Below are 18,971 nucleotides of genomic sequence, written 5' to 3' on the forward strand. Positions count from 1 at the left end.
ATGGTTGCCGCATTCATCGCTGCTCTTCGGGAGGCCATCGCCCCATGCCGTTACTCACGGCTCGCCCGTCAAGTCTCGCGTACTGCGCCGACGCTCCCTGCCCGGCAGACGAGCAACTGCTGGTCACGCTCTTGACGACCTGGGTGCTCGCGACGGGACGCACTCCGCCCGCCGTACGCCCTGAGGACCTCACCCCCGAAGAGCTCATCGACTTCTGGGCCGACCACCGCATCTGAGGAAAGAGGACCGATGTTCACCACGCGTCAGCTGCTCACGCTCACTCTGACGATCATGATCGCCGCGATCACCTGCGCGCTCGTCCTGGCCACCGGCGTGGAATGGCCGGGCGCCCTGCTCAGCGGCGGCGGCGCGGGCGGGGCGACGCTGGCCGCCCTGCCCAAACTCCTGAACCGGCGCGACTGACAGCCCGCGGGGTCCTGAGGCGGCGAACGAGGGACTTATGGCCCTGGGGCGGCGCGGGCGCGGGTGGTGCGATGGGAGAGAGGGGAGGCCGACATGATCATTGCAGGTGTCGACGGATCGCCGGCGTCGCATGCGGCGGTGGCCTGGGCGGTGGACGACGCGCAGCGCAGGCACGAGCCGCTGCGCGTCGTGCACGCCGTGAACCGTGATCCGTACCAGTTTTCGAGGTTCCACGCTTCTCCCGAGCCGGACGTGCTCGACCGCATGGCGCAGAGCCTCGTGAACGACGCGGCCGAGCTGGCGGGTGATCGCCAGCTGGACGTCGAGGTGTCGACGGAGATCGTCGAGGGGCCCGCGGCGGTCGTCCTGCGCGAGCAGGCCAAGGACGCGACCGAGATCGTCATCGGCAGCCGGGGGCTGGGCGGGTTCGAGGGGGCCCTACTCGGCTCGGTGAGCCTGCACGTCGCCGGTCAGGCGCACTGCCCGGTGGTCGTGGTGCGGCCGGAGCTGGAGTCCGTACGCGGTGAGGTGGTGGTCGGCGTGGACGACTCGCCGGAGTGCGAGCCCGCGCTGGAGTTCGCCTTCCGCCAGGCCGAGCTGCGCGGCAGCACGCTGCGCGCGGTCCATGCCTGGCAGCCGCCGGTGCAACTGTACGCCCCGCAGGTCAACTACGACCCCGACGACGTCACGGCGGCCGCCAACCAGGCCGTCGCCGCCAGGACGGCCCGGTTCCGGGAGGCGTACCCGCAGGTGGTGGTGGTCGAGGACGTGCGGCGCGCCCACCCGGTCGACGCCCTGGTGGCGGCGTCGGCGAAGGCCGCGCTCGTGGTCGTCGGCTCGCACGGGCGCGGGGTCATCCGTTCGGCGCTGCTCGGCTCGGTCAGCCACGGGGTGCTGCACCACGCCCGCTGCGCCGTGGCAGTGGTGCGCTAGCAGCCGGCGCCTGCCGTCGGTCCACGCTCGTCCGCCATGCCCACCGCGGCCTGCCGGCTGAACCGCCGGGTGCCCCGCCGTGCTGCCCGCCAGGGATGAGGACCAATGTCACCCCCATTCGGGACTTCGTCCCCGGGCGCGGCGGGCCCGCCGCGGCGAACATGGAGGTGAGAGAGGCGACCCGGAAGCCCCCCGGTGGTACGGCCGCGCGTAAAGGAGGAGTCATGACCGTCGAAACGCTGGCCGCCGAGCAGGTGATGAGCCGTGTCCTGGTGGCGGTCAAGCCGGACGAGTCGCCGTTGATGGCCTGGGAGCTGATGCGCCGCGCCGACGTGCATCACCTGCCGGTCGTCGAAGGTCGGCACGTGTTCGGCATCCTGACGCGTGAGCAGGTGGCGGCGTCCTGGTCGGGCGGTCCGGAGGAGCAGTCCAGCCGTCAGGTGCGGATGTTGCTCGGGTGCGAGCGCAGGCCGGTGGTCCGCCCGGACACCTCGCTGGCCCGGGTCGCGACGGCGATGCTGGACGCCGGGTGCGACGCCGTGCCGGTGGTCGACGGCGGCGGTCTGATCGGCCTGGTCACGGCGCACGACATCCTGCTGGCCGTCGCCGGGCGGCTCAGGACCACCGAAGGGCCCCGCGAGGTGGTCACCGGGATGTTCCATCTCGAACCCGTCCTTCCCCCGGCGCCCTCGGCGGAGAGCGTCCCGTGAACGGCGAACGGGCCCTCGTCAGAGGTCACTCATGACGGTCGTCCCGCAGGCGCGCCGCCAGCGCGGCGGCCTGGGTGCGGCGCTGCATGTTGAGCTTGGCCAGCAGGTTGGACACGTAGTTCTTGACCGTCTTCTCCGCCAGGAACAGCCGCTCGCCGATCTGCCGGTTGGTCAGCCCCTCGCCGATCAGGTCGAGGATGTGCCGCTCCTGGTCCGACAGCGCCGCGAGGGGGTCCTTCCTCGCGGCCTGCTCGCGCAGCCGCTGGAGCATGGCGGCGGTGGTCTGCGGGTCGAGCAGCGACTGCCCGGAGGCGACGGTGCGGACCGCGCCGACCAGGTCGGAGCCGTGGATCTGCTTGAGCACGTAGCCGGAGGCCCCGGCCATCACCGCGTCGAACAGCGCGTCGTCATCGGCGAACGACGTCAGCATCAGGCACGCCAGCCCCGGCACCCTCGAACGCATCTCCCGGCACACGTCCACCCCGTTGCCGTCCGGCAGTCGCACGTCCAGCACCGCCACGTCGGGCTTGAGCGCCGGGATGCGGGCGACCGCGGACTCGGCGGTGCCGGCTTCCCCGATGACCTCGATGTCGTCCTCGGACTCCAGAAGCGCGGCCACGCCCCGCCGGACGACCTCATGATCGTCGACGAGGAACACACGAATCATGTTTACGACGTTATCCAACCGCCGGCACGACAGACAGGAACGAAGGACCCGACGAGGTAAAGGACGAAGTCCCATTTCATAGAGGTCTTTCGGCACTTGACGGAAGACCGGGGAACGTGCGCCCACCGCGCGGAAGGTCCCGCCTGACCTGGTGCGACACTGAGAGATGTGGAGAGCGAGCGTCACCCGGTGATGCCGCACATGCCGCTCGACGAGCTGCTGGACGAGCTGCAGGTGCGGCTCAGCGCCGTGCTGGCCACCCGGGACCGGGTGCACGTGCTGCTCGAGGCCGTGGTGTCGGTGGGCAGCGAACTCGATCTGGAGAGCGTGCTGCGCCGCATCGTGGAGACCGCGACCAAGCTGGTGGACGCCAGCTACGGCGCGCTGGGCGTGATCGGCCACGAGAACACCCTCATTCAGTTCATCCCGGTCGGGCTGACCGAGGAGGAGATCGCCAGGATCGAGCACTGGCCGCACGGCCTGGGCATCCTGGGGCTGCTGATCAAGGACGCGCGGCCGCTCAGGCTGGGCCGCATCGCCGACCATCCGGAGTCGTACGGCTTCCCGGCCGGCCATCCGCCGATGGGCACCTTCCTCGGCGTCCCGATCCGGGTGCGTGACGAGGTTTTCGGAAATCTTTACCTCACCGAGAAGCGTGGCGGCGGCGAGTTCGACGAGGAGGACGAGGCCATCGTCGTGGCGCTGGCCACCGCGGCCGGGGTCGCCGTGGACAACGCCCGCCTGTACGAGGTGTCGCGGCGGCGGGAGACCTGGCTGCAGGCGTCGTCCAAGGTGACCACGCGCCTGCTGTCCGGCGCCGACCCGCGTCAGGTGCTCAGCCTGGTCGCGGGCTGCGCCCGCCAGATGACCGACGCCGACCTGATCGAGGTGCTCATACCTGAGCCGACGAGGCAGTCGCTGATCGTGGAGTGCGCGGATGGCGAGGGCGCGCAGGAGCTGCTGGGCGCCGTCTTCGCGGTGTCGGAGTCGCTCGCGGGCGATGTGTTCACCCAGGGCGAGTCGATGTCCGACGCGGACACGCAGGGCGGCCCCCGCCCTGGCTCGCCGCTACGGCGGATGGGCTACGGGCCGGTGCTGCTGGTGCCGCTCGGTGGCGCGCCGAACGTGCGCGGGGTGCTGGTGCTGGCCAAGCGGAGCGGGCGGCTGCCGTTCAGCTCGGCGGATCAGCAGATGCTGCAGGCGTTCGCGGGCCAGGCGGCGATCGCGCTGGAGCTGGCCGAGACGCGCCGGGACGCCGAGCGGCTGGGCCTGCTGGAGGACCGTGACCGCATCGCCAAGGATCTGCACGATGTGGTCATCCAGCGGCTGTTCGCGACGGCGATGACGTTGATGAGCACGATCCGGCTGGTCGAGCGGCCGGAGGCGGCCAAACGGGTCCAGTACGCGATCGACGAGCTGGACGAGACGATCCGGCAGATCCGCTCGTCCATCTTCGCGCTGCAGGGCTCCGGCGACGAGACCGCGCCCAGCCTGCGGACGCAGATCGTGGAGCTGGTGGAGGGCGCCGCCGGCCATCTGGGCTTCATGCCGGGCCTGCGCATGGAAGGGCAGATCGACGCGCTGGTGCCCGAGCCGGTCGCCGAGCACCTGCTGGCCGTGTTGCGCGAGGCCCTGTCCAACGTGGTCCGCCACTCCCGCTCGACCCGCGCCGGCGTCCTGGTCGAGGTCGCGGGCAGCGAGCTCGTGCTGGTGGTCACGGACAACGGCATCGGCCTGGCGGAGACGGGACGCCGCAGCGGCCTGCGCAACATCGAGGAACGAGCCACCCGGCTGGGCGGCACCGCCGAGCTGGACAGGCCGGAAGAGGGAGGGACACGGCTGCGCTGGCAGATCCCGCTGTGAGGCCGGATCCGAGATCTTAGGACGTTGGTCCTATTCGTCCGGGGCCGTAAGGCTCTGTGCCGTACGGCGGGCAACCCCGAGCATGGATCGAGAGGGGAATCTGAAACGGGGGAGCCCGAAAGATGAATCGTTCGGCAGTGGCGGGGATCGCTGCCGGCGCGGCCCTGGGGGCCGCCGCCGTCACCGGCCTTGCCGCCACCGCCACCGGCATCGCCCAGCAGGCCATCGTCGAGCAGCGCAACGCCACACCGGCAGATCGGGGCACGACGGGGTACGGGTCCACCCGCAGCATGAACGTCAATGACGAGGCCGGTTATCTGGCCGGCATGATCGCTCACGATCAGGAAGCCGTGGCTGCGGCCCGGCATCTGCGGCGCTCGGACCGGCCGCAGATGCGCGCTCTCGGGGCCTCGATCGTCAAAACGCGGCAGGCCGACATCGCCACGATGAGAGCCTGGCTGGACCGGTGGTACCCAGGACGTTCGAGCGCGGCGGCCGGCTACCGGCCGATGATCCGCGACCTGTCCGGGCTGTCGGGCGACGCGCTGGACAAGGCGTTCCTGCGCGACATGATCCCGCATCACATGGCGACGGTCACAGTGTCCCAGCAGCTGCTGATGTCCGGGCGGGCCCGGCACCCCGAGGCCGTCGGCTTCGTCGCCAAGGTGCGCGATGCCCGGCATGTTGAGATGTTCCGGATGCAGCGTTATCTGGCCGACTGGTTCGGCGACTGGAGCATGCCGTGCCAGATGCGGAACTGACCGGCAGACCATGATCGCGCGGGCACCCGGCAAGCGGTGACCGCGCCTCCGTGCCCGCTTCCGTGCCCGCTTCCGTGCCCGCCTCCGTGCCCGCCTCTGTGCCCGCAGCCCGCGACGCGAACTGCGGGCCTCACGGGGCCGGCGTCGTCCGGTCCGACGTCAAGAGCGGGCTTTGGGGGAACGCGAGCCGTCTCGAAGGACCCCCAGACCCACCATCGTCAGCGCGGCAGCGGCGGCGACGGCCACAGTCAGAATGATCACCTTGCGCATCACTTCACCCCGATTACAGATTGTGACTGACTATTACTTACTGTAGTGTTGCCTGTTGTCTTGCGGTGAATCCCGGGTTTTTGCCTGGATTCGTCAAATGCGCAAAAGGCGCGCCGGCTCAGAGGGTGATGCGTCGGCCGGACAGCTGCGCGGTGTCGACCACGATGTACTGGTCCCGGCCGCCCGGCGCCCACGTCGTCAGGGGCAGCGCCGCCAGCCGGTCGATCTCGTCCGGGTCGGTCACGGGCCGCGCCTGTCCCACCGCGGTGACGGACCAGCCGGTACGTAGCTCGGGGTCGAGTTCGTCGGCCTCGAAGGCCACCACGGAGTGCCGGGTGGCGGTCGCCAGCTTGGAATCCATCGAGGTCCGGATCACGATGGACTGCCCGTCGAGGCGGAAGTTGACCGGCTGCACGGCCGGCAGGGCATGTTCGGTGAACACGATCCGACCGATCGGGGTCGTGGACAGCAGGCCGAAGCACTCCTCGCGGGAGAGCACCTGAAGTCCGGACGCATCGAGCTGCATACCCCCAACATCCCTGCTGATGACGGCTCCGTGTTAGAGGCGAAAGTCCTTCGTTTCCGCGGTTCGCCGCGTGCCCGGACGCGGCGGCGGCGAAGGTACGACGATCCTCTGATGACGTACCTCCTGGCTCAGCAGCCCCACGCCGCACGCGCGGCGGCCGGTCACTTCCGCTCGGCCAGGAGGCTCACGGGGAGTTCGCGGCGGGCGCCGGTCGGGAGCGCGAAGATGGCGATCGCGAAGGAGAGCAGGCAGAACCCGGTCATGTACCAGCCGAAGGTCACGTCGCTTTTGGTGATGTCGTGCAGCCAGACGGCGACGAGGCCGGTGGTGGAGCCGATGAGCGAGGTCGAGACGTTGAAGTTCAGGGCCGCCGCGCTGGATCGGACCTCCGAGGGAAAGCTGAGTATGGCGGCCGCCATCATCGGCGCCGAGATGAGGTTGTTGATGATCGTGAAGCCCACGACCGCCAGCACGGCGATGAGGATCGAACCGCCGCCCACGCCTCCGGCCTGGACCTCGTCGTCGTGGGCACGCCACCGCCGACGCACGCCGAACTGGCCGCGAACGCCCTGCGCGACGGCGCGGACCTGCCCGTCGATCCCCGCGACGCCGTCGACGTCCTGGACGTCATCGAGCGCGCTCATGCTTACGCCAAGAAGTGAGGAGTCACATGACAGATCACACCGCGTCCCGGCGCGTCGTCGTCCTCGGGGGTGGCATCCTCGGCGTGTCCACCGCAGTGCACCTCGCACGCGGCGGCGCCGAGGTCGTCCTGGTCACCGAGGCGGAACTGGCCAGCGGGGCGTCGGGACGCTCGCTGTCCTGGCTCAACTCGGCGGGCGCCCGGTCCGGCCCGTACCATTTCCTGCGCATGCTCGGCATCGATCGCTACCGCACCCTGTTCGCCGCCGATCCGACCCTGGAGTGGCTGCGATTCGACGGCGGCCTGTGGTGGACGACGCCCGACGGCGCCGAGACGACCCGCGCCCGGCACGAGCACGAGATCGCCCATGGCTACGACTCCCACCTCCTCGACCGGGCCGACGTCGATGGCCGGGTGGACGGCGTCCGGGCGGGTCCGCGCGGCCGGCTCGCGGTCCACAACCCCGGTGAGGGCTGGGTCTCCCTGCCGCACCTGATCCAGGAGCTCGCCGACGAGCTGATCCGCCGCGGGGGACGCCTCGTGACCGGCGCCGGCCGCTGCTCGGTGACCGTGGAGGACGGCCGGGCACGCGGTGTTCGCACCGCCGACGGCACGTCCTGGCGTGGCGACGCGGTGGTGGTGGCCTGCGGCGCGCAGACTCCTTCCGTCGTCGCGGAGCTCGGCGTGGACCTCCCGGACGCGTCCCCGCTGTCCATGCTCGTCGTCACGGAGCCGGTCGAGACGGCGGCCGTCACGGTGCTGAACACCCCGCGCGCCGCGATGCGCCCCAACCCCGGCTCGACGTTCGCGATCGACCACTCCTGGTACGAAGAGCACATCGTCGAGCACGAGGACGGCTCCTGCTCGATCGACGAGAGGTACGTCAAGGAGCTCGTCGCCGAGGCCTCCGCTCTGCTCCAGGGGGAGGTCCCCCTCCAGGCGGCGTCGTGGCGGCTCGGGCGCAAGCCCGTTCCGGGGGACGGCGAGCCGGTTTTCGGCGAGCTGGAGGCGGTGCCCGGCTGCCATGTGGCCTTCACCCACTCGGGTGCGACGCTGGGGCTCATCGCCGGCGAGCTGACCGCCTACGAAGTGCTCAGCGGCACCAGGCATCCCCTCCTGGAGGACTTCCGCCCCGAGCGCTTCACCACCGGCTGACAGGCGGACGCTCGTAAAGGACATCGGCCGGACCACCCGCGAAGAGTGGTCCGGCCGATGTGTGGTCATGCCGCCAGATGATGGGGCGGGCGGCGATGCGGTGGGGTTCGGTTCAGCAACGGCGGCCCCGGTTGATGCAGTCGACGACGGTGCGCATCAGGTTGTCGGGCATGACGTTGGCGAAGTCGGCGTGATCGGTGATCGGGTTGTGCTTCTGCTCAGGGAAGGCGTCCACGGCGAACGACTGACCCTGCGGCACCGAGTAGGTGAGGGTCATGCGCAGCTGGGGAACCGCCTGGGTGCCCTGGGCACAGGCGCCGTTCTGGCCGGGGAAGACCACGTGCGTGCGGTGGTTGGCGCTGTCGATGTTCTGCCCGTCCCAGCAGCTGGGGAAGTCCAGGATCCGGACGACCTGGCTGCCGCGCGGGCACAGCGGGTACTTGTCGGTGACGCGGTTCTGGAATCCCGTGCAGGTCCACGCGGCGCGCGCGTTGGCCCCGCCGTTCGTCGCGGCCTTGGCGTCACCGGTGATCAGCCTGAGGAACCTCGGCATGGCCACGACCTGGGAGGACGCGTTGCCGCGGAACTGCAACTGCACGGAGCGGGCCGTCAGCACCCGGCCGATGTTGCCGTGCTCGTCGTCGGCGTTCTCGTTCGACGTGCGGTCCCTGAGCACGGGCCAGAAGTACGCGGACAGGTCGCCCCGCTGGCAGGTCGTGCCCGCCGCGGAGAGGCTCTCGTCAGTGGAGAATCCGTCCGTTGACAGGTTGCCCACGTAGTCGTGGAGGTGGTGTGCCCCGTCGCTCACGCCGGGGGTGACGATGAAGTTGTCCGAGTTGTTGTGGCGGTTCTCGTTCCTTCCGCACTGGGAGACGAAGGTGCCGCGGGAGCCGTTCCTGCCGGCCTGCCCGAAGTTGTTGAGGTTGGACTGGCCAGGCTGGACCTGCCGGATGTCGACGAAGTCCTGGGGGAAGGGCCCGACGTCATTGTTGCCCTGGCCGCCGTCGCCTTCACCGTCGCTCGGCTGGGGGCTGGGCGAGCCGTTGCCGCCGTTCCCACCGTTGCCGCCATTTCCACCGTTGCCCTCGTTGCCGCCATTTCCGCCGTTGCCGCCGTTGCCTCCGTTACCGAGGCTGCAGGTGGCCAGGGCGTTGAGGCCGTTGGGGCGCTGGCCGACGCGGCCGATGGCGATGGCGATGCGGTCGAGGGTGGCGGCGCGCTTGTCGGCCAGGGGGCCGAGGATGGCGTTCTGGACGAAGTTGGGGCCTCCTTCTCCCGCTGAGCGGGCGAGTCGGTTGTTGGCCTCCTGGATCTGGGTTTCCAGGAGTGCGAGGTTTCGATCGACCTCAGCCTTGGCGGCCGCGGGTACTTCGGGGAGCTTGTCCGCGACGCTGGGACAGACGATGGTCTGCCCGGACCCCGACCCCGTTCCCTGGGTCGGCCTCACCGTGTTCCCTGGATTCGGCGCCTGGGTGGGCGAGCCGTTGCCGCCATTTCCGCCGTTGCCGCCGTTGCCTCCATTCCCGCCGTTACCGCCGTTGCCGCCATTATCGGCGGTGCCGTTGAGCCTGCAGGTGGCCAGGGCGTTGAGGCCGTTGGGGCGCTGGCCGACGCGGCCGATGGCGATGGCGATGCGGTCGAGGGTGGCGGCGCGCTTGTCGGCCAGGGGGCCGAGGATGGCGTTCTGGACGAAGTTGGGGCCTCCTTCTCCCGCTGAGCGGGCGAGTCGGTTGTTGGCCTCCTGGATCTGGGTTTCCAGGAGTGCGAGGTTTCGATCGACCTCAGCCCTGGCCGCAGCCGGTACTTCGGGGAGCTTGTCCGCCACGCTCGGGCAGACGATGGTCTGCGCCGCTGCCGCCGTGCCCGCATGCGCGGGCAACGAGGAGCCGGCCAGAACAAGTGCGATGCTTCCCCCTAAGGAAACGGCCGCTCGCCACGATCTGAGTCGTCTTCCCCCGAGCGGATTCCGCATCTGTTGCTCCTTCAAGTCTCATGACCCGGGTGGAAGTCCGGTCTCCGGGAGATACGGGAGACCATGAGGAGCAGTTCGATCAGTCGCCGCGAATTGTGCTTTACAAATCCGTGACACGCGGTTGTCAGGAGCGATCACCCGCCGGACCCGGGCCGACGCGACCGCCGGGCGGCCGCGTCGGCGCGCACGCCTCAGCGGAAGTCGGAGATGCGGAAGACGGCCATCATGTCCTTGCTCCTGGACCCGTTGTAGAAGGACGCCTCGGCGCCGACCCAGCCGCGGAAGGCTCCGCTGTCATCGATGATCTGCATGAGCGGTTTGATGTGCGAGTTGCCCGAGTAGCAGAACGTCTTGCTCTCCATCGCCAGGCAGGTGCACCAGTGCCACATGGTGTCGCGGCGGTCCCGGTTGGAGATCTTGGTGAGGTAGTACTGGATGGAGCTGACGTTCGCGCGGGTGCCGCCGCCGAAGTTGGGGCAGCCGCCGGCCTTCTGGCAGGCACCGGGGGAGGACGGCTGCAGGTAGGTCAGGCACCAGGTCGTGGTGGCGCAGCTGCGGAAGGAGGACTGCTTGAAGGTCTGGCCGTCGGACCTCACGATGGTGTTGCGCGACCAGGAGATCAGGTCCTGCTTGAGCGTGCCGCCGAAGGCGCGCACGGAGCTCATCGCGCGGCGAGTGCCGAACGAGGCGTTGCTCCCGTAGCCGTAGCCGTTGGTGGCCAGGTCGCTGGCCGCGAACTTCAGCTGGGCGAGCTTGCCGTCGGGCGACGCCTGCACCTGCCACTTCTCGGTCCACTTCTGGGCGATCTTCCACCTGATGCTCACCACGTTGCCGGCCACGGTGTACGTGCCGGTGCGGGATTCGTCCGGGCCGCCGGTGAAGCCGGGGGCGGTCAGCACGTCGCAGGCGCGTACGCGGGTGCTGGAGCCGCCCGCCTTGGTGGCGCAGCTGGAGTCCGGGACGACCCCGGTGGCCTGCCGGCCTTCAGGGTTGCGCTGCCACCACAGGTAGCCGCTGGCGCTGACCGTGCCGTTGGCCTTGAACTGGTACGTGGCCAGACGCACCCAGTTCTGAGTGGATGCGGCACGCAGGAAGCCCTGCGTGACCACGAAGTTGGCCTTTCCGCCGGGCAAGGACGATCGGGATGAGGTGGCGCCGGCCGGACTGACCCCGGTGGCCAACAGGATGAGCGTCGCGAGCACGGCGGTGAGAACGGCGCGCACAGGGAACCTCCTAGATTACGGTCTCCGCCGATTCTTGCCGATACGGCCATCCGGTGCCTGCTCGTTTGGATTATGTTCACAGTCGTTATTCACGCTGAGTCAGCTCCACCGGGGGGAAGGGAGGCGGCGGGGCTCGCCGGGTACGCTGATCGGGAGTCGCTCTGGCACGAGATCGTTCCGGCTCCCGAGGAGGTCCGGCTTCCATGACCACGACGTTCGGCGCGATCGGCAGCGGACGGCGGACGAGGTTCTTCCTGCGGCTGGCCGCCGCCATGCCGGACCGGCTCCGGGTCGGCGGTGTCGTGACCCGCAGCGCGGATCGGGGGAGCGAGCTGAGCGCCGAGTGGGGCGTGCCGGCCTTCCGCACGATCGACGAGCTGCTCCGGCACGAGCGGCCCGACTACATCGCCGCGGCGGTGCCGTGGGCCGCGATGCCGGACGCGATCCGCGAGGTGGCCGGGCACGGGGTGCCGGTCCTCGCGGAGACGCCGCCCGCGCCGGACCTGGCCGGGCTGCGGTCGTTGTGGCGGGACGTCGGCGGCACCGGCCTGGTCCAGGTGGCCGAGCAGTACCTGCTGATGCCCGGGCACGCGGCCCGGCTGGCGCTCGTCCGGGAGGGCGTGATCGGCGAGCCGACCTCGGTCCAGATCTCCTCGACCCACCTGTACCACGCGGTGTCGCTGATCCGTGGCCTGCTGGGCGTCGGGTTCGACGCCGCAGAGGTGCGCGCCGGCGCGTTCGAGGCGCCGCTCGCCGACCCGCTGGGGTTCGGCGGGTGGACCGGTGACGACACGCCGCAGCGGCTCACCACGACCATCGCCACCCTCGACTTCGGCGGCAGGATGGGCCTGTACGACTTCACCGACAACCAGTGGTGGAATCCGCTGCGGACGCGGCGCATCGTGGTGCGCGGCTCCATCGGCGAGCTGGTCGACGACCGGGTGGTCCGGCTGGTCGACCCCACGACGCCGGTGGAGTCCGCGCTGGTCCGGCGGGACACCGGCGTCGACCTCAGCCTGGAGCTGCGCGACCTCAAGCACATCAGCTTCGACGGGCGGGTGGTCTACCGCAACCCGTTCGAGGGCACGTCCCGGTCCGACGACGACATCGCGGTCGCGGACCTCCTCGAGCGCACGGGCGCCTGGGCCCGCCAGGAGGGCCCGCCGCCCTACCCGCTCGCCGAGGCCTGCCAGGACCACCTGATCGGCCTGGCCATCGGGGAATCGGCGCGGACCGGCGGGCCGGTCACCACCGGCAAGGAGGCCTGGGCGGGGTGAAGGAGCGCCGATCCGTTTCGCAACGTTTCGAAATCGGCCGGGTCTACCTCCCCGCTATGCCGGTGAGCATGATGCCCCTGATGAAGTACTTCTGCGCCGCCAGGAACACCACGATGACCGGCACCAGGGCGAGCATGGACACCGCCATCATGAGGTTGTAGTCGTCGGTGTACTGGCCGCGGAACAGCGAGATGCCGAGCGGGATCGTGTAGTTCTCCGTGGAGCGCAGGTAGATCAGCGGATCGATGTACTCGCCCCAGGTCCCGACGAACGACAGCAGCGTCACGGTCGCGATCGCCGGTTTGGACAGCGGGATCATGATCCGCCAGAGGATCCGCAGCTCCCCCGCGCCGTCGATGCGCGCCGCCTCCACCAGTTCCTGCGGGATCGTGGTGAAGAACTGCCTGAGCAGGAAGATGTACAGCGCGGTGCCGAAGAAGTTGGGCAGGAACAGCGGCCAGAAGGTGTCGACCAGGTCCAGCTGGGAGAACAGGAGGAACCTCGGCACGATGACCACCTGCCCGGGGATCATCATCGTGCCCAGCATCAGCGTGAAGGCCATGCCGCGCGCCCGCGAGCGCAGCCGCGCGAAGGCATAGGCGGGCAGGATGCAGGAGACGAGATTGCCCACGATCGACAGCGTGGTCACCACGATGCTGTTGACCAGGAAGGTGCTGAAGGGCAGGCTCGTCCACGCGTCCGGGAAGTTGGACCAGGTGAAGATGTCGGGGAAGAACCTCGGCGGAAACTCCAGCACGGCTCCGGACGGTTTGAGCGCGGTGGTGAGCATCCACAGCAGGGGGAGCAGGCTCGCCGCCGAGGCCAGGACGAGGAGCGCGTAGGCCGTCAGGCGCTGGATCCGGCGGATCTGGTCGGCCTGGGCGGGGGCCACAGGTCGTTTCTCCACCGGGCGGGCCTGTGCGGGCAGGACCTTGATTGCCATCTGGTGACCTACTTGACCTCGTAGTGGACCCAGCGGCGCGCGAGCCCGAACTGGATCAGGGTGAACACGATGACGATGAAGAACAGCGCCCAGGCGATCGTCGAGGCGTAGCCCATCTCGAAGTACTTGAAGGCGTAGCGGTAGACGTACAGGCCCAGGACCAGGGTGGAGTTGGCGGGCCCTCCGTCGGTCATGAACAGGATGAGCTGGTAGGCCTGCAAGCTGCCGATGAACCCCACGACCAGGTTGAAGAAGATGACCGGTGACATCATCGGGATCGTCACGTGCCTGAACCTGCTCCACCAGCCGGCGCCGTCGATGTGCGCGGCCTCGTAGAGGGAGGCGGGCACGCCCTGCAACCCGGCCAGGAAGATGATCATCGCGTTTCCGGTGGTCCAGGTCGTCATGATGACCAGGCCGGGAATCGCCCAGCTCGAGTCGGTCAACCACCCGGGCCCCTGCACGCCCAGGGAGCCGATGAGGTAGTTGACCAGGCCGTAGTCGGGATGCAGCACGTGGATCCAGAGGAGGGCGGTGGCGATACCGGAGATCACCGACGGCATGTAGATGATCGTGCGGAAGACCGCCTGCCCGCGCAGCTTGACGTTGAGCAGCAGCGCCGCGGCGAAGCTGTAGGTGACACCGGCCGCGGCGGAGGCGGCGCCGAAGTACACGGTGTTCCGGGTCGCCACCCAGAAGTCGGGGTCGTTGAGCAGCTGGACGTAGTTGTCCAGGCCCACCCACTGCGGGCTCGACAGCAGCTCGTAGCGGGTGAAGCTGAGCACCAGCGACACGATGATGGGCCCGCCGGTGAAGAAGACGAAGCCGATGCTCCACGGCAGGGCGAACAGGTGGAACCGGCGGGCCTCGCGCCGGACGAGCGGGGAGGCTGCCATGGTCAGGCGTTCTCCGCGAGCATCGGCGTGACGCGCTCGGTGACCTGCTTGAGGCCCTCGTCCACCGACAGCGACCCCGACATGACCCGTTCCCAGATCGGTTTGGTCAGGTCCTCCAGCTTGGGTGTCGCGGGCAGCCTGAGCACGCCGTCGCTGGTGCCGTACTTGTGCAGCGACTCCTTGGTGGTGTCGATCACCTCCTTGCCGAGCTTGAGGTCCTGGAGGTTCTCCTCGAACGCCGACAGCCGCGACGGCGGGGTGTCGAGGAAGAAGCGGTGGCCGGCGTAGGAGCGCAGGGAGTTGAGCACGATCCACGCCGCCTCGGGGTTGCGCGTCTTGCTGGTGATGCCGAAGGCGCTGCCCAGGACCGGGGTGAACCGGCCCTCGGGGCCGCTGGGCACGTGCGTCAGGCTCCAGTCGAACTGCTGCTCGGCGGGCAGGGTGAGCAGGGTGACGATGTTCCACGCGCCGCCGACGTACAGGGCGCCCCGGCCCAGCGTGAACGGCTCCACCTTCGCCGTGGCCTGCGTCTCGGCCAGGTCGGGCATCGCCTTGTCCTTGATCAGCAGGTCGATCCAGCGCTTGAGCACGTCGCGGCTGGCCGGCTCCTGGATCACGCACTTGCTCTCGTCGGCCGTCAGGTAGCGGCCGCCGTGGGCGAGCAGGAACGTCGCGGTGAGGTCGCTGCTGGGTTTGGGCACCGGCGTGAACCCGAAGACCTTCTGCGCACCCGTGCCCGAGACCAGCCCGCGCGCGGCCTCCATGAGCTTGTCCCAGGTCCAGGAGGCGTCGGGCACTTTGGCGCCCGCCTTCTCGAAGATCTCCTTGTTGTAGAAGAGCAGCTTGGGCGCCGAGTCGGTGCCCAGCGCGTAGAGCTTGCCGTCACGCTCCCAGTAGCTGAGCGCCGCCTTGGAGAAGTCGGCGCGGTTGAAGTCGGGCGTGGCCGCGATGTAGTCGTCCAGCGGGAGGTACAGGTTGTTCTTGATGAAGCTCTGCCCCCACTGGAACTGCGAGTACATGATGTCGGGCAGCACGCCGCTGGCGGCGCCGGTCAGGTACTTGGTGCGGAAGTCGTCGAACGGCGTGACCTCCACCTTGATCTCGATGTTCGGATGCCGCTTCTTGAAGAACTTGGCGAACTGGGCCTGCCGCACCTCGTGCCGCTGACCCGGGATGATCGCGACGGTGACGGTGACCTTGGACGTGGGTTCCGGCACTTTGGTCGTGGGCCACGGCAGCGAGTCGAAGAGCTTCTCCGCCTCGGCGTAGGGGAACAGCGCGCTCTCCGGACGGTCCGGGTTGATCACCGCGGAGCTGCTCGACGCCGAGGCGGTCGGGCCCGCCTGGCGGGTGCGCGTACTGCTCCCGCAGGCGGTGAGAGGTACGGCGGTCGCCGCCATGGCGGCGAGGCTGAGAATCTGGCGCCGGGTCAGGCCCGTGGTGTTCAGGCCGCGCAGGGGATTGTCCATTGGGGGGTGTCGCCTTTCAGAGGAAGAGCTCGATCACCGGGACGGCCACGTCCGGCGGCTCCACAGGAAGCTCGAGGGTGAGCGTGCCTTCGGGGATCGTGAAGAAGTTCACGTTCCCGTTGTCGACCTTCGGGTCGGGCGCCCACGTGTGGATCTCCGACCTGTCGTTGAGCAACTGCGCGTAGCGGACCTTGCCCGCCAGCCCCGGCAGGTGCAGGTGCCGGTACGGCCAGGCGAACACGTGCACGTAGAGCCGGTCGCCGCGCTGGGTGTAGCGGCAGTGTTCGGGAGCCTGGAACTGGCTGGCCCCCGCGCCGTGGATCGACTGGCTGTGCAGCCGCATCCAGTCGCCGATCTCCCGCAGCGTGTCGAGTGCCCGGGGCTCGAACTCGCCCCGGCCGTTGGGCCCCACGTTGAGCAGCAGGTTGCCGTCCTTGGAGACCGAGTCGATCAGCATGCGGATGAGCAGGGCGGGCGACTTCCACGCGTGGTTGTCCCGGTGGTAGCCCCAGCTTCCGTTCAGCGTCTGGCAGGCCTCCCAGACCGTCGACAGCGGGGCGGGGGGCTGGAACTGCTCCGGTGTGGTGAAGTCGCCCGGCAGCTCCAGCCGGTTGTTGATCAGGATGTCCGGCTGGATGCGGCGGATCTTGTCCACCAGCTCCTCCGAACGCCACTCGGCCTTGCCCTTGCCGCCGTAGACCGGCTTGCCCTGCTTGACCCGGCCGGCGTAGGAGAAGTCGAACCACAGCGTGTCGAGGGGGCCGTAGCGGGTGAGCAGTTCCTCGACCTGCCCGTGCAGGTAATCCGCATATTTCGTGACATCTCGGTCGGGGAACGTGCCACCCTCGACGTACGCCGGATGCAGCCCGTCGATCGGGAAGTCCGGGTGATGCCAGTCCAGCAGCGAGTAGTAGAACCCGACCCCCAGACCCCTGCTCCTGAACGCCTCGACGAACGGACCGATCAGGTCCTTGCCGTACGGCGTGCCGCTCACGCAGTAGTCGGTCAGGGCCGAGTCCCACAGGCAGAAGCCGTCGTGGTGCTTGGAGGTCAGCACGGTGTAGCGCATCCCCGCCCGCTGCGCGGCCTCGGCCCACGCGTCGGGGTCGAACAGGTCGGGGTCGAAGCGCTCAAAGTATCGCTGGTACTGCTCGTCGGACATGTGCTCGCGCTGCTTGACCCACTCGTGGCGGGCCGCCAGCGCATATAGCCCCCAGTGAACGAACAGGCCGAACCTGCGCTGCTGGAATTCTTCGAGGCGGGAATCGGACATACGTGACACCCTCTGTCGTGTTAGTGCTGTTCGAAATTTTTCGCAACTATCGACTTGCGGGTAACGTAGGCGAAACATCGGATGTCGTCAAGGGTTCTTTGAGTCGCGACTCAGCCGGGCGCTCCGGCTTTCAAACGCGACTTCGGCTGATGGTGGCCTATGAGGCGGGAATCGCCTGCCGGAGCCCCCGATGTCTCGTCCCGTATTCATGGGTGTGACGACAGGGCGACTACATCCGATGTTTCCTGTATCGACGCTCCGTCGCGACCCTTACTGATAACGGTTTCAGGAATGACTCGGCCGGACGAGGGGGTGAACCTGCCCTTGAGTGGGAGAAATGCCCGTTGATGTAACGAGTTGGAAACGTGACGTTGACACTCCGTGGCCACCTCCTGCCATCATCACTGACATCGATTTCAGTTTGGAGCTCACGTGGTCACCATCCATGACGTGGCGGCTCGCGCCGGAGTCTCTCCCGCGACGGTCTCGCGCTTCCTGCGGGGCCAGCGGGTGCGCTCGTACGAGGCGGTCCAGGCCGCCGTCGACGAGCTGGGCTACTGGCCGAGTGCCGCGGCGCAGTCGCTGAAGTCCGGGCGCACCAACACCATCGGCGTCGTCGTCCCGGACATCACGAACCCGTACTTCGCCGCGGTGGTCAAGGGCATGGAGTCCGTCACGCGTACGGAGCCGTACCGGATCCTGCTCGCCAACAGCGACGAGAGCGGCGAGCAGGAGGACGACCTGCTGGCGGACATGGTGCGCCGGGTCGACGGCATCATCCTCGCGCCCGCCACCGAGCAGGACCAGACGCCGCTGCACGTCCGCGACGCCGACGTGCCCCTGGTGTTCGTGGACCGCGATCTGGCGGGCGGAGAACGGTTCGACGCCGTGCTGGTCGACAACGTGGGCGGCGGCAAGCAGGCGGCCGAGCACCTGCTGGCCCTCGGGCACACCCGGGTGGCCGCGATCAGCGGCACCCTGGACACCACCCCCGGGCGGCTGCGGCGCGAGGGGTTCGTCGGGGCGCTCGCCGCGGCGGGCATCGAGGTGCCGCCCGAGTACGACCTGGTCGGCGACTTCAAGGAGCACAGCGGCTACCAGCTCACGCTGTCCCTGCTGTCGCTTCCCCAGCCGCCCACCGCCATCTTCGCCGCCAACAACCTCATGACGGTGGGCGCGCTCAAGGCGCTGCACGACATGCGGGTCGACGTCCCCGGCCGGATCAGCCTGATCGGCTTCGACGATCTGGACACCGGTCCGCTGCTCAGGCCGCCCCTGACCGTCATCGACCGGCCGATGTTCGAGCAGGGCGTGCTCGCCATGCGCCTGCTGCTGCGCCGGCTCGACCCCGACGAGACCGGCGGCGGCGCCAGCCGCATCGTCCTGGACACCAAGCTGATCGAACGCGCCTCCACCGCCCCGCCGGGCGGGCGGCCGGCTCCGTCACGTACGAGAAAGACCCGATCGCGATGAGCGTTGCGACCACCTCGCTCGCGGACGTGGCCTCTTCGGAGGCGGCGTTGCGAGCTTTCCTGCACGGCCTGCCCGGGGTTGACCGGGTCGGCGCGGACCAGCGGGTGGCGATGCTGGGCACCCGTTCGATCAAGACCACGGCCAAGGCCCAGGCCATCGACCTGGCCATCTCCATGGTCGACCTGACCACCCTCGAAGGAGCCGACACGGCCGGCAAGGTGCGCGCGATGTGCACCAAGGCCGTCCACCCCGGCGGCGGCGCCCCCCAGGTGGCCGCCGTCTGCGTCTACCCCGACCTGGTCGCGGTGGCGGTCCAGGCGCTGCGCGGCTCGGGCGTCAAGGTCGCCTCGGTGGCCACCGCCTTCCCCAGCGGCCGCTCCTCCCGCGAGGTCAAGGTCGGCGACACCGCGCTGGCCGTGGCGGCGGGCGCCGACGAGATCGACATGGTGATCGACCGGGGCGCGTTCCTGTCCGGCCGCTACCTGAAGGTGTTC

At 69.2% G+C, this 18,971-nt stretch carries 18 protein-coding genes and 1 pseudogene; 10 read left to right on the forward strand and 9 right to left on the reverse strand.

From position 1 onward, the window contains the following. Nucleotides 1-44: 44 nt before the first annotated feature. The 4 genes from ACIBQ1_RS41735 (at nt 45) to ACIBQ1_RS41750 (ending at nt 2,066) form a co-directional block, all read left to right on the forward strand. Nucleotides 45-236: a hypothetical protein gene (locus tag ACIBQ1_RS41735; RefSeq protein WP_397285932.1), complete on the forward strand. Its 192-nt coding sequence runs from the start codon at nt 45-47 to the stop codon at nt 234-236. A gap of 13 nt (nt 237-249) precedes the next feature. Beyond that, a complete protein-coding gene (locus ACIBQ1_RS41740) occupies nt 250-423 on the forward strand; it encodes a hypothetical protein (protein ID WP_397285934.1) in 174 nt (57 codons plus the stop codon). 93 nt (nt 424-516) lie between these two features. Continuing rightward, a complete protein-coding gene (locus ACIBQ1_RS41745; protein ID WP_397285936.1) occupies nt 517-1,356 on the forward strand; it encodes a universal stress protein in 840 nt (279 codons plus the stop codon). A gap of 224 nt (nt 1,357-1,580) precedes the next feature. Then, nucleotides 1,581-2,066 carry an HPP family protein gene (locus ACIBQ1_RS41750; protein WP_397285938.1) on the forward strand — a complete coding sequence of 162 codons (486 nt, stop codon included), beginning with the start codon at nt 1,581-1,583 and terminating at the stop codon, nt 2,064-2,066. 25 nt (nt 2,067-2,091) lie between these two features. Here ACIBQ1_RS41750 and ACIBQ1_RS41755 read toward each other — a convergent pair whose 3' ends face one another. Then, nucleotides 2,092-2,733: a response regulator gene (locus ACIBQ1_RS41755; RefSeq protein ID WP_397285940.1), complete on the reverse strand. Its 642-nt coding sequence runs from the start codon at nt 2,731-2,733 to the stop codon at nt 2,092-2,094. A gap of 168 nt (nt 2,734-2,901) precedes the next feature. On the opposite strand from ACIBQ1_RS41755, the gene ACIBQ1_RS41760 reads away from it, so the two are divergent. Continuing rightward, complete coding sequence (locus ACIBQ1_RS41760) at nt 2,902-4,596, forward strand: GAF domain-containing protein (protein ID WP_397285942.1); 1,695 nt, start codon at nt 2,902-2,904, stop codon at nt 4,594-4,596. A 122-nt stretch (nt 4,597-4,718) separates the two neighbouring features. After that, the gene (locus ACIBQ1_RS41765; RefSeq protein WP_397285944.1) at nt 4,719-5,357 is read left to right on the forward strand and encodes a DUF305 domain-containing protein; all 639 of its coding nucleotides are present in this window, start codon (nt 4,719-4,721) and stop codon (nt 5,355-5,357) included. Between the two features lie 388 nt (nt 5,358-5,745). Here the strand turns inward: ACIBQ1_RS41765 and ACIBQ1_RS41770 are convergent, their stop codons facing one another. Both ACIBQ1_RS41770 and ACIBQ1_RS41775 read right to left on the reverse strand, forming a co-directional pair. Next, a complete protein-coding gene (locus ACIBQ1_RS41770) occupies nt 5,746-6,153 on the reverse strand; it encodes a pyridoxamine 5'-phosphate oxidase family protein (RefSeq protein ID WP_397285946.1) in 408 nt (135 codons plus the stop codon). 161 nt (nt 6,154-6,314) lie between these two features. Next, nucleotides 6,315-6,797 (reverse strand): hypothetical protein, encoded by a 483-nt coding sequence (locus ACIBQ1_RS41775; protein ID WP_397285948.1) that lies wholly within the window; start codon nt 6,795-6,797, stop codon nt 6,315-6,317. Nucleotides 6,798-6,823: 26 nt separating this feature from the next. Between ACIBQ1_RS41775 and ACIBQ1_RS41780 the strand changes: the two genes are divergently transcribed. Beyond that, nucleotides 6,824-7,951 (forward strand): NAD(P)/FAD-dependent oxidoreductase, encoded by a 1,128-nt coding sequence (locus tag ACIBQ1_RS41780; RefSeq protein ID WP_397285950.1) that lies wholly within the window; start codon nt 6,824-6,826, stop codon nt 7,949-7,951. Nucleotides 7,952-8,063: 112 nt separating this feature from the next. On the opposite strand, the gene ACIBQ1_RS41785 is transcribed toward ACIBQ1_RS41780, so the two are convergent. Together ACIBQ1_RS41785 and ACIBQ1_RS41790 are read right to left on the reverse strand one after the other, a co-directional pair. Beyond that, a complete protein-coding gene (locus ACIBQ1_RS41785) occupies nt 8,064-9,776 on the reverse strand; it encodes a DUF1996 domain-containing protein (RefSeq protein ID WP_397285953.1) in 1,713 nt (570 codons plus the stop codon). 338 nt (nt 9,777-10,114) lie between these two features. Next, nucleotides 10,115-11,146, reverse strand: coding sequence for a hypothetical protein (locus ACIBQ1_RS41790; protein WP_397285955.1), 1,032 nt, complete (start codon nt 11,144-11,146; stop codon nt 10,115-10,117). A 203-nt stretch (nt 11,147-11,349) separates the two neighbouring features. Here ACIBQ1_RS41790 and ACIBQ1_RS41795 point away from each other — a divergent pair, with 203 nt between their 5' ends. Beyond that, nucleotides 11,350-12,423 carry a Gfo/Idh/MocA family protein gene (locus ACIBQ1_RS41795; protein ID WP_397285957.1) on the forward strand — a complete coding sequence of 358 codons (1,074 nt, stop codon included), beginning with the start codon at nt 11,350-11,352 and terminating at the stop codon, nt 12,421-12,423. Nucleotides 12,424-12,466: 43 nt separating this feature from the next. Here the strand turns inward: ACIBQ1_RS41795 and ACIBQ1_RS41800 are convergent, their stop codons facing one another. Genes ACIBQ1_RS41800 through ACIBQ1_RS41815 form a run of 4 tightly spaced genes read right to left on the reverse strand, consistent with a single transcriptional unit; the run spans nt 12,467 to nt 17,004 of the window. Next, complete coding sequence (locus tag ACIBQ1_RS41800) at nt 12,467-13,366, reverse strand: carbohydrate ABC transporter permease (protein WP_397285959.1); 900 nt, start codon at nt 13,364-13,366, stop codon at nt 12,467-12,469. An 8-nt stretch (nt 13,367-13,374) separates the two neighbouring features. Then, nucleotides 13,375-14,262: a carbohydrate ABC transporter permease gene (locus tag ACIBQ1_RS41805; protein ID WP_397285962.1), complete on the reverse strand. Its 888-nt coding sequence runs from the start codon at nt 14,260-14,262 to the stop codon at nt 13,375-13,377. 2 nt (nt 14,263-14,264) lie between these two features. After that, complete coding sequence (locus tag ACIBQ1_RS41810; RefSeq protein ID WP_397285964.1) at nt 14,265-15,731, reverse strand: ABC transporter substrate-binding protein; 1,467 nt, start codon at nt 15,729-15,731, stop codon at nt 14,265-14,267. 16 nt (nt 15,732-15,747) lie between these two features. Beyond that, on the reverse strand, nt 15,748-17,004 hold the full coding sequence (locus ACIBQ1_RS41815; RefSeq protein ID WP_397285966.1) for an alpha-L-fucosidase: 1,257 nt from the start codon (nt 17,002-17,004) through the stop codon (nt 15,748-15,750). Between the two features lie 432 nt (nt 17,005-17,436). On the opposite strand from ACIBQ1_RS41815, the gene ACIBQ1_RS41820 reads away from it, so the two are divergent. Further along, nucleotides 17,437-18,477: a LacI family DNA-binding transcriptional regulator gene (locus ACIBQ1_RS41820; protein ID WP_397285968.1), complete on the forward strand. Its 1,041-nt coding sequence runs from the start codon at nt 17,437-17,439 to the stop codon at nt 18,475-18,477. Then, nucleotides 18,474-18,971: pseudogene (locus ACIBQ1_RS41825) on the forward strand (deoxyribose-phosphate aldolase); the annotation flags it as partial. The gene ACIBQ1_RS41820 and the pseudogene ACIBQ1_RS41825, both read left to right, overlap by 4 nt.

The sequence above is a fragment of the Nonomuraea sp. NPDC050153 genome (genome assembly GCF_044460125.1).
GTDB lineage: Bacteria > Actinomycetota > Actinomycetes > Streptosporangiales > Streptosporangiaceae > Nonomuraea.

Bases quoted from the DNA above. Each gene is read 5' to 3' on its own strand.
- ACIBQ1_RS41735 (WP_397285932.1), top strand. From the start codon at position 45: ATGCCGTTACTCACGGCTCGCCCGTCAAGTCTCGCGTACTGCGCCGAC.
- ACIBQ1_RS41740 (WP_397285934.1), top strand. From the start codon at position 250: ATGTTCACCACGCGTCAGCTGCTCACGCTCACTCTGACGATCATGATC.
- ACIBQ1_RS41745 (WP_397285936.1), top strand. From the start codon at position 517: ATGATCATTGCAGGTGTCGACGGATCGCCGGCGTCGCATGCGGCGGTG.
- ACIBQ1_RS41750 (WP_397285938.1), top strand. From the start codon at position 1,581: ATGACCGTCGAAACGCTGGCCGCCGAGCAGGTGATGAGCCGTGTCCTG.
- ACIBQ1_RS41755 (WP_397285940.1), bottom strand. From the start codon at position 2,733: ATGATTCGTGTGTTCCTCGTCGACGATCATGAGGTCGTCCGGCGGGGC.
- ACIBQ1_RS41765 (WP_397285944.1), top strand. From the start codon at position 4,719: ATGAATCGTTCGGCAGTGGCGGGGATCGCTGCCGGCGCGGCCCTGGGG.
- ACIBQ1_RS41770 (WP_397285946.1), bottom strand. From the start codon at position 6,153: ATGCAGCTCGATGCGTCCGGACTTCAGGTGCTCTCCCGCGAGGAGTGC.
- ACIBQ1_RS41775 (WP_397285948.1), bottom strand. From the start codon at position 6,797: ATGAGCGCGCTCGATGACGTCCAGGACGTCGACGGCGTCGCGGGGATC.
- ACIBQ1_RS41780 (WP_397285950.1), top strand. From the start codon at position 6,824: ATGACAGATCACACCGCGTCCCGGCGCGTCGTCGTCCTCGGGGGTGGC.
- ACIBQ1_RS41795 (WP_397285957.1), top strand. From the start codon at position 11,350: ATGACCACGACGTTCGGCGCGATCGGCAGCGGACGGCGGACGAGGTTC.
- ACIBQ1_RS41800 (WP_397285959.1), bottom strand. From the start codon at position 13,366: ATGGCAATCAAGGTCCTGCCCGCACAGGCCCGCCCGGTGGAGAAACGA.
- ACIBQ1_RS41805 (WP_397285962.1), bottom strand. From the start codon at position 14,262: ATGGCAGCCTCCCCGCTCGTCCGGCGCGAGGCCCGCCGGTTCCACCTG.
- ACIBQ1_RS41810 (WP_397285964.1), bottom strand. From the start codon at position 15,731: ATGGACAATCCCCTGCGCGGCCTGAACACCACGGGCCTGACCCGGCGC.
- ACIBQ1_RS41815 (WP_397285966.1), bottom strand. From the start codon at position 17,004: ATGTCCGATTCCCGCCTCGAAGAATTCCAGCAGCGCAGGTTCGGCCTG.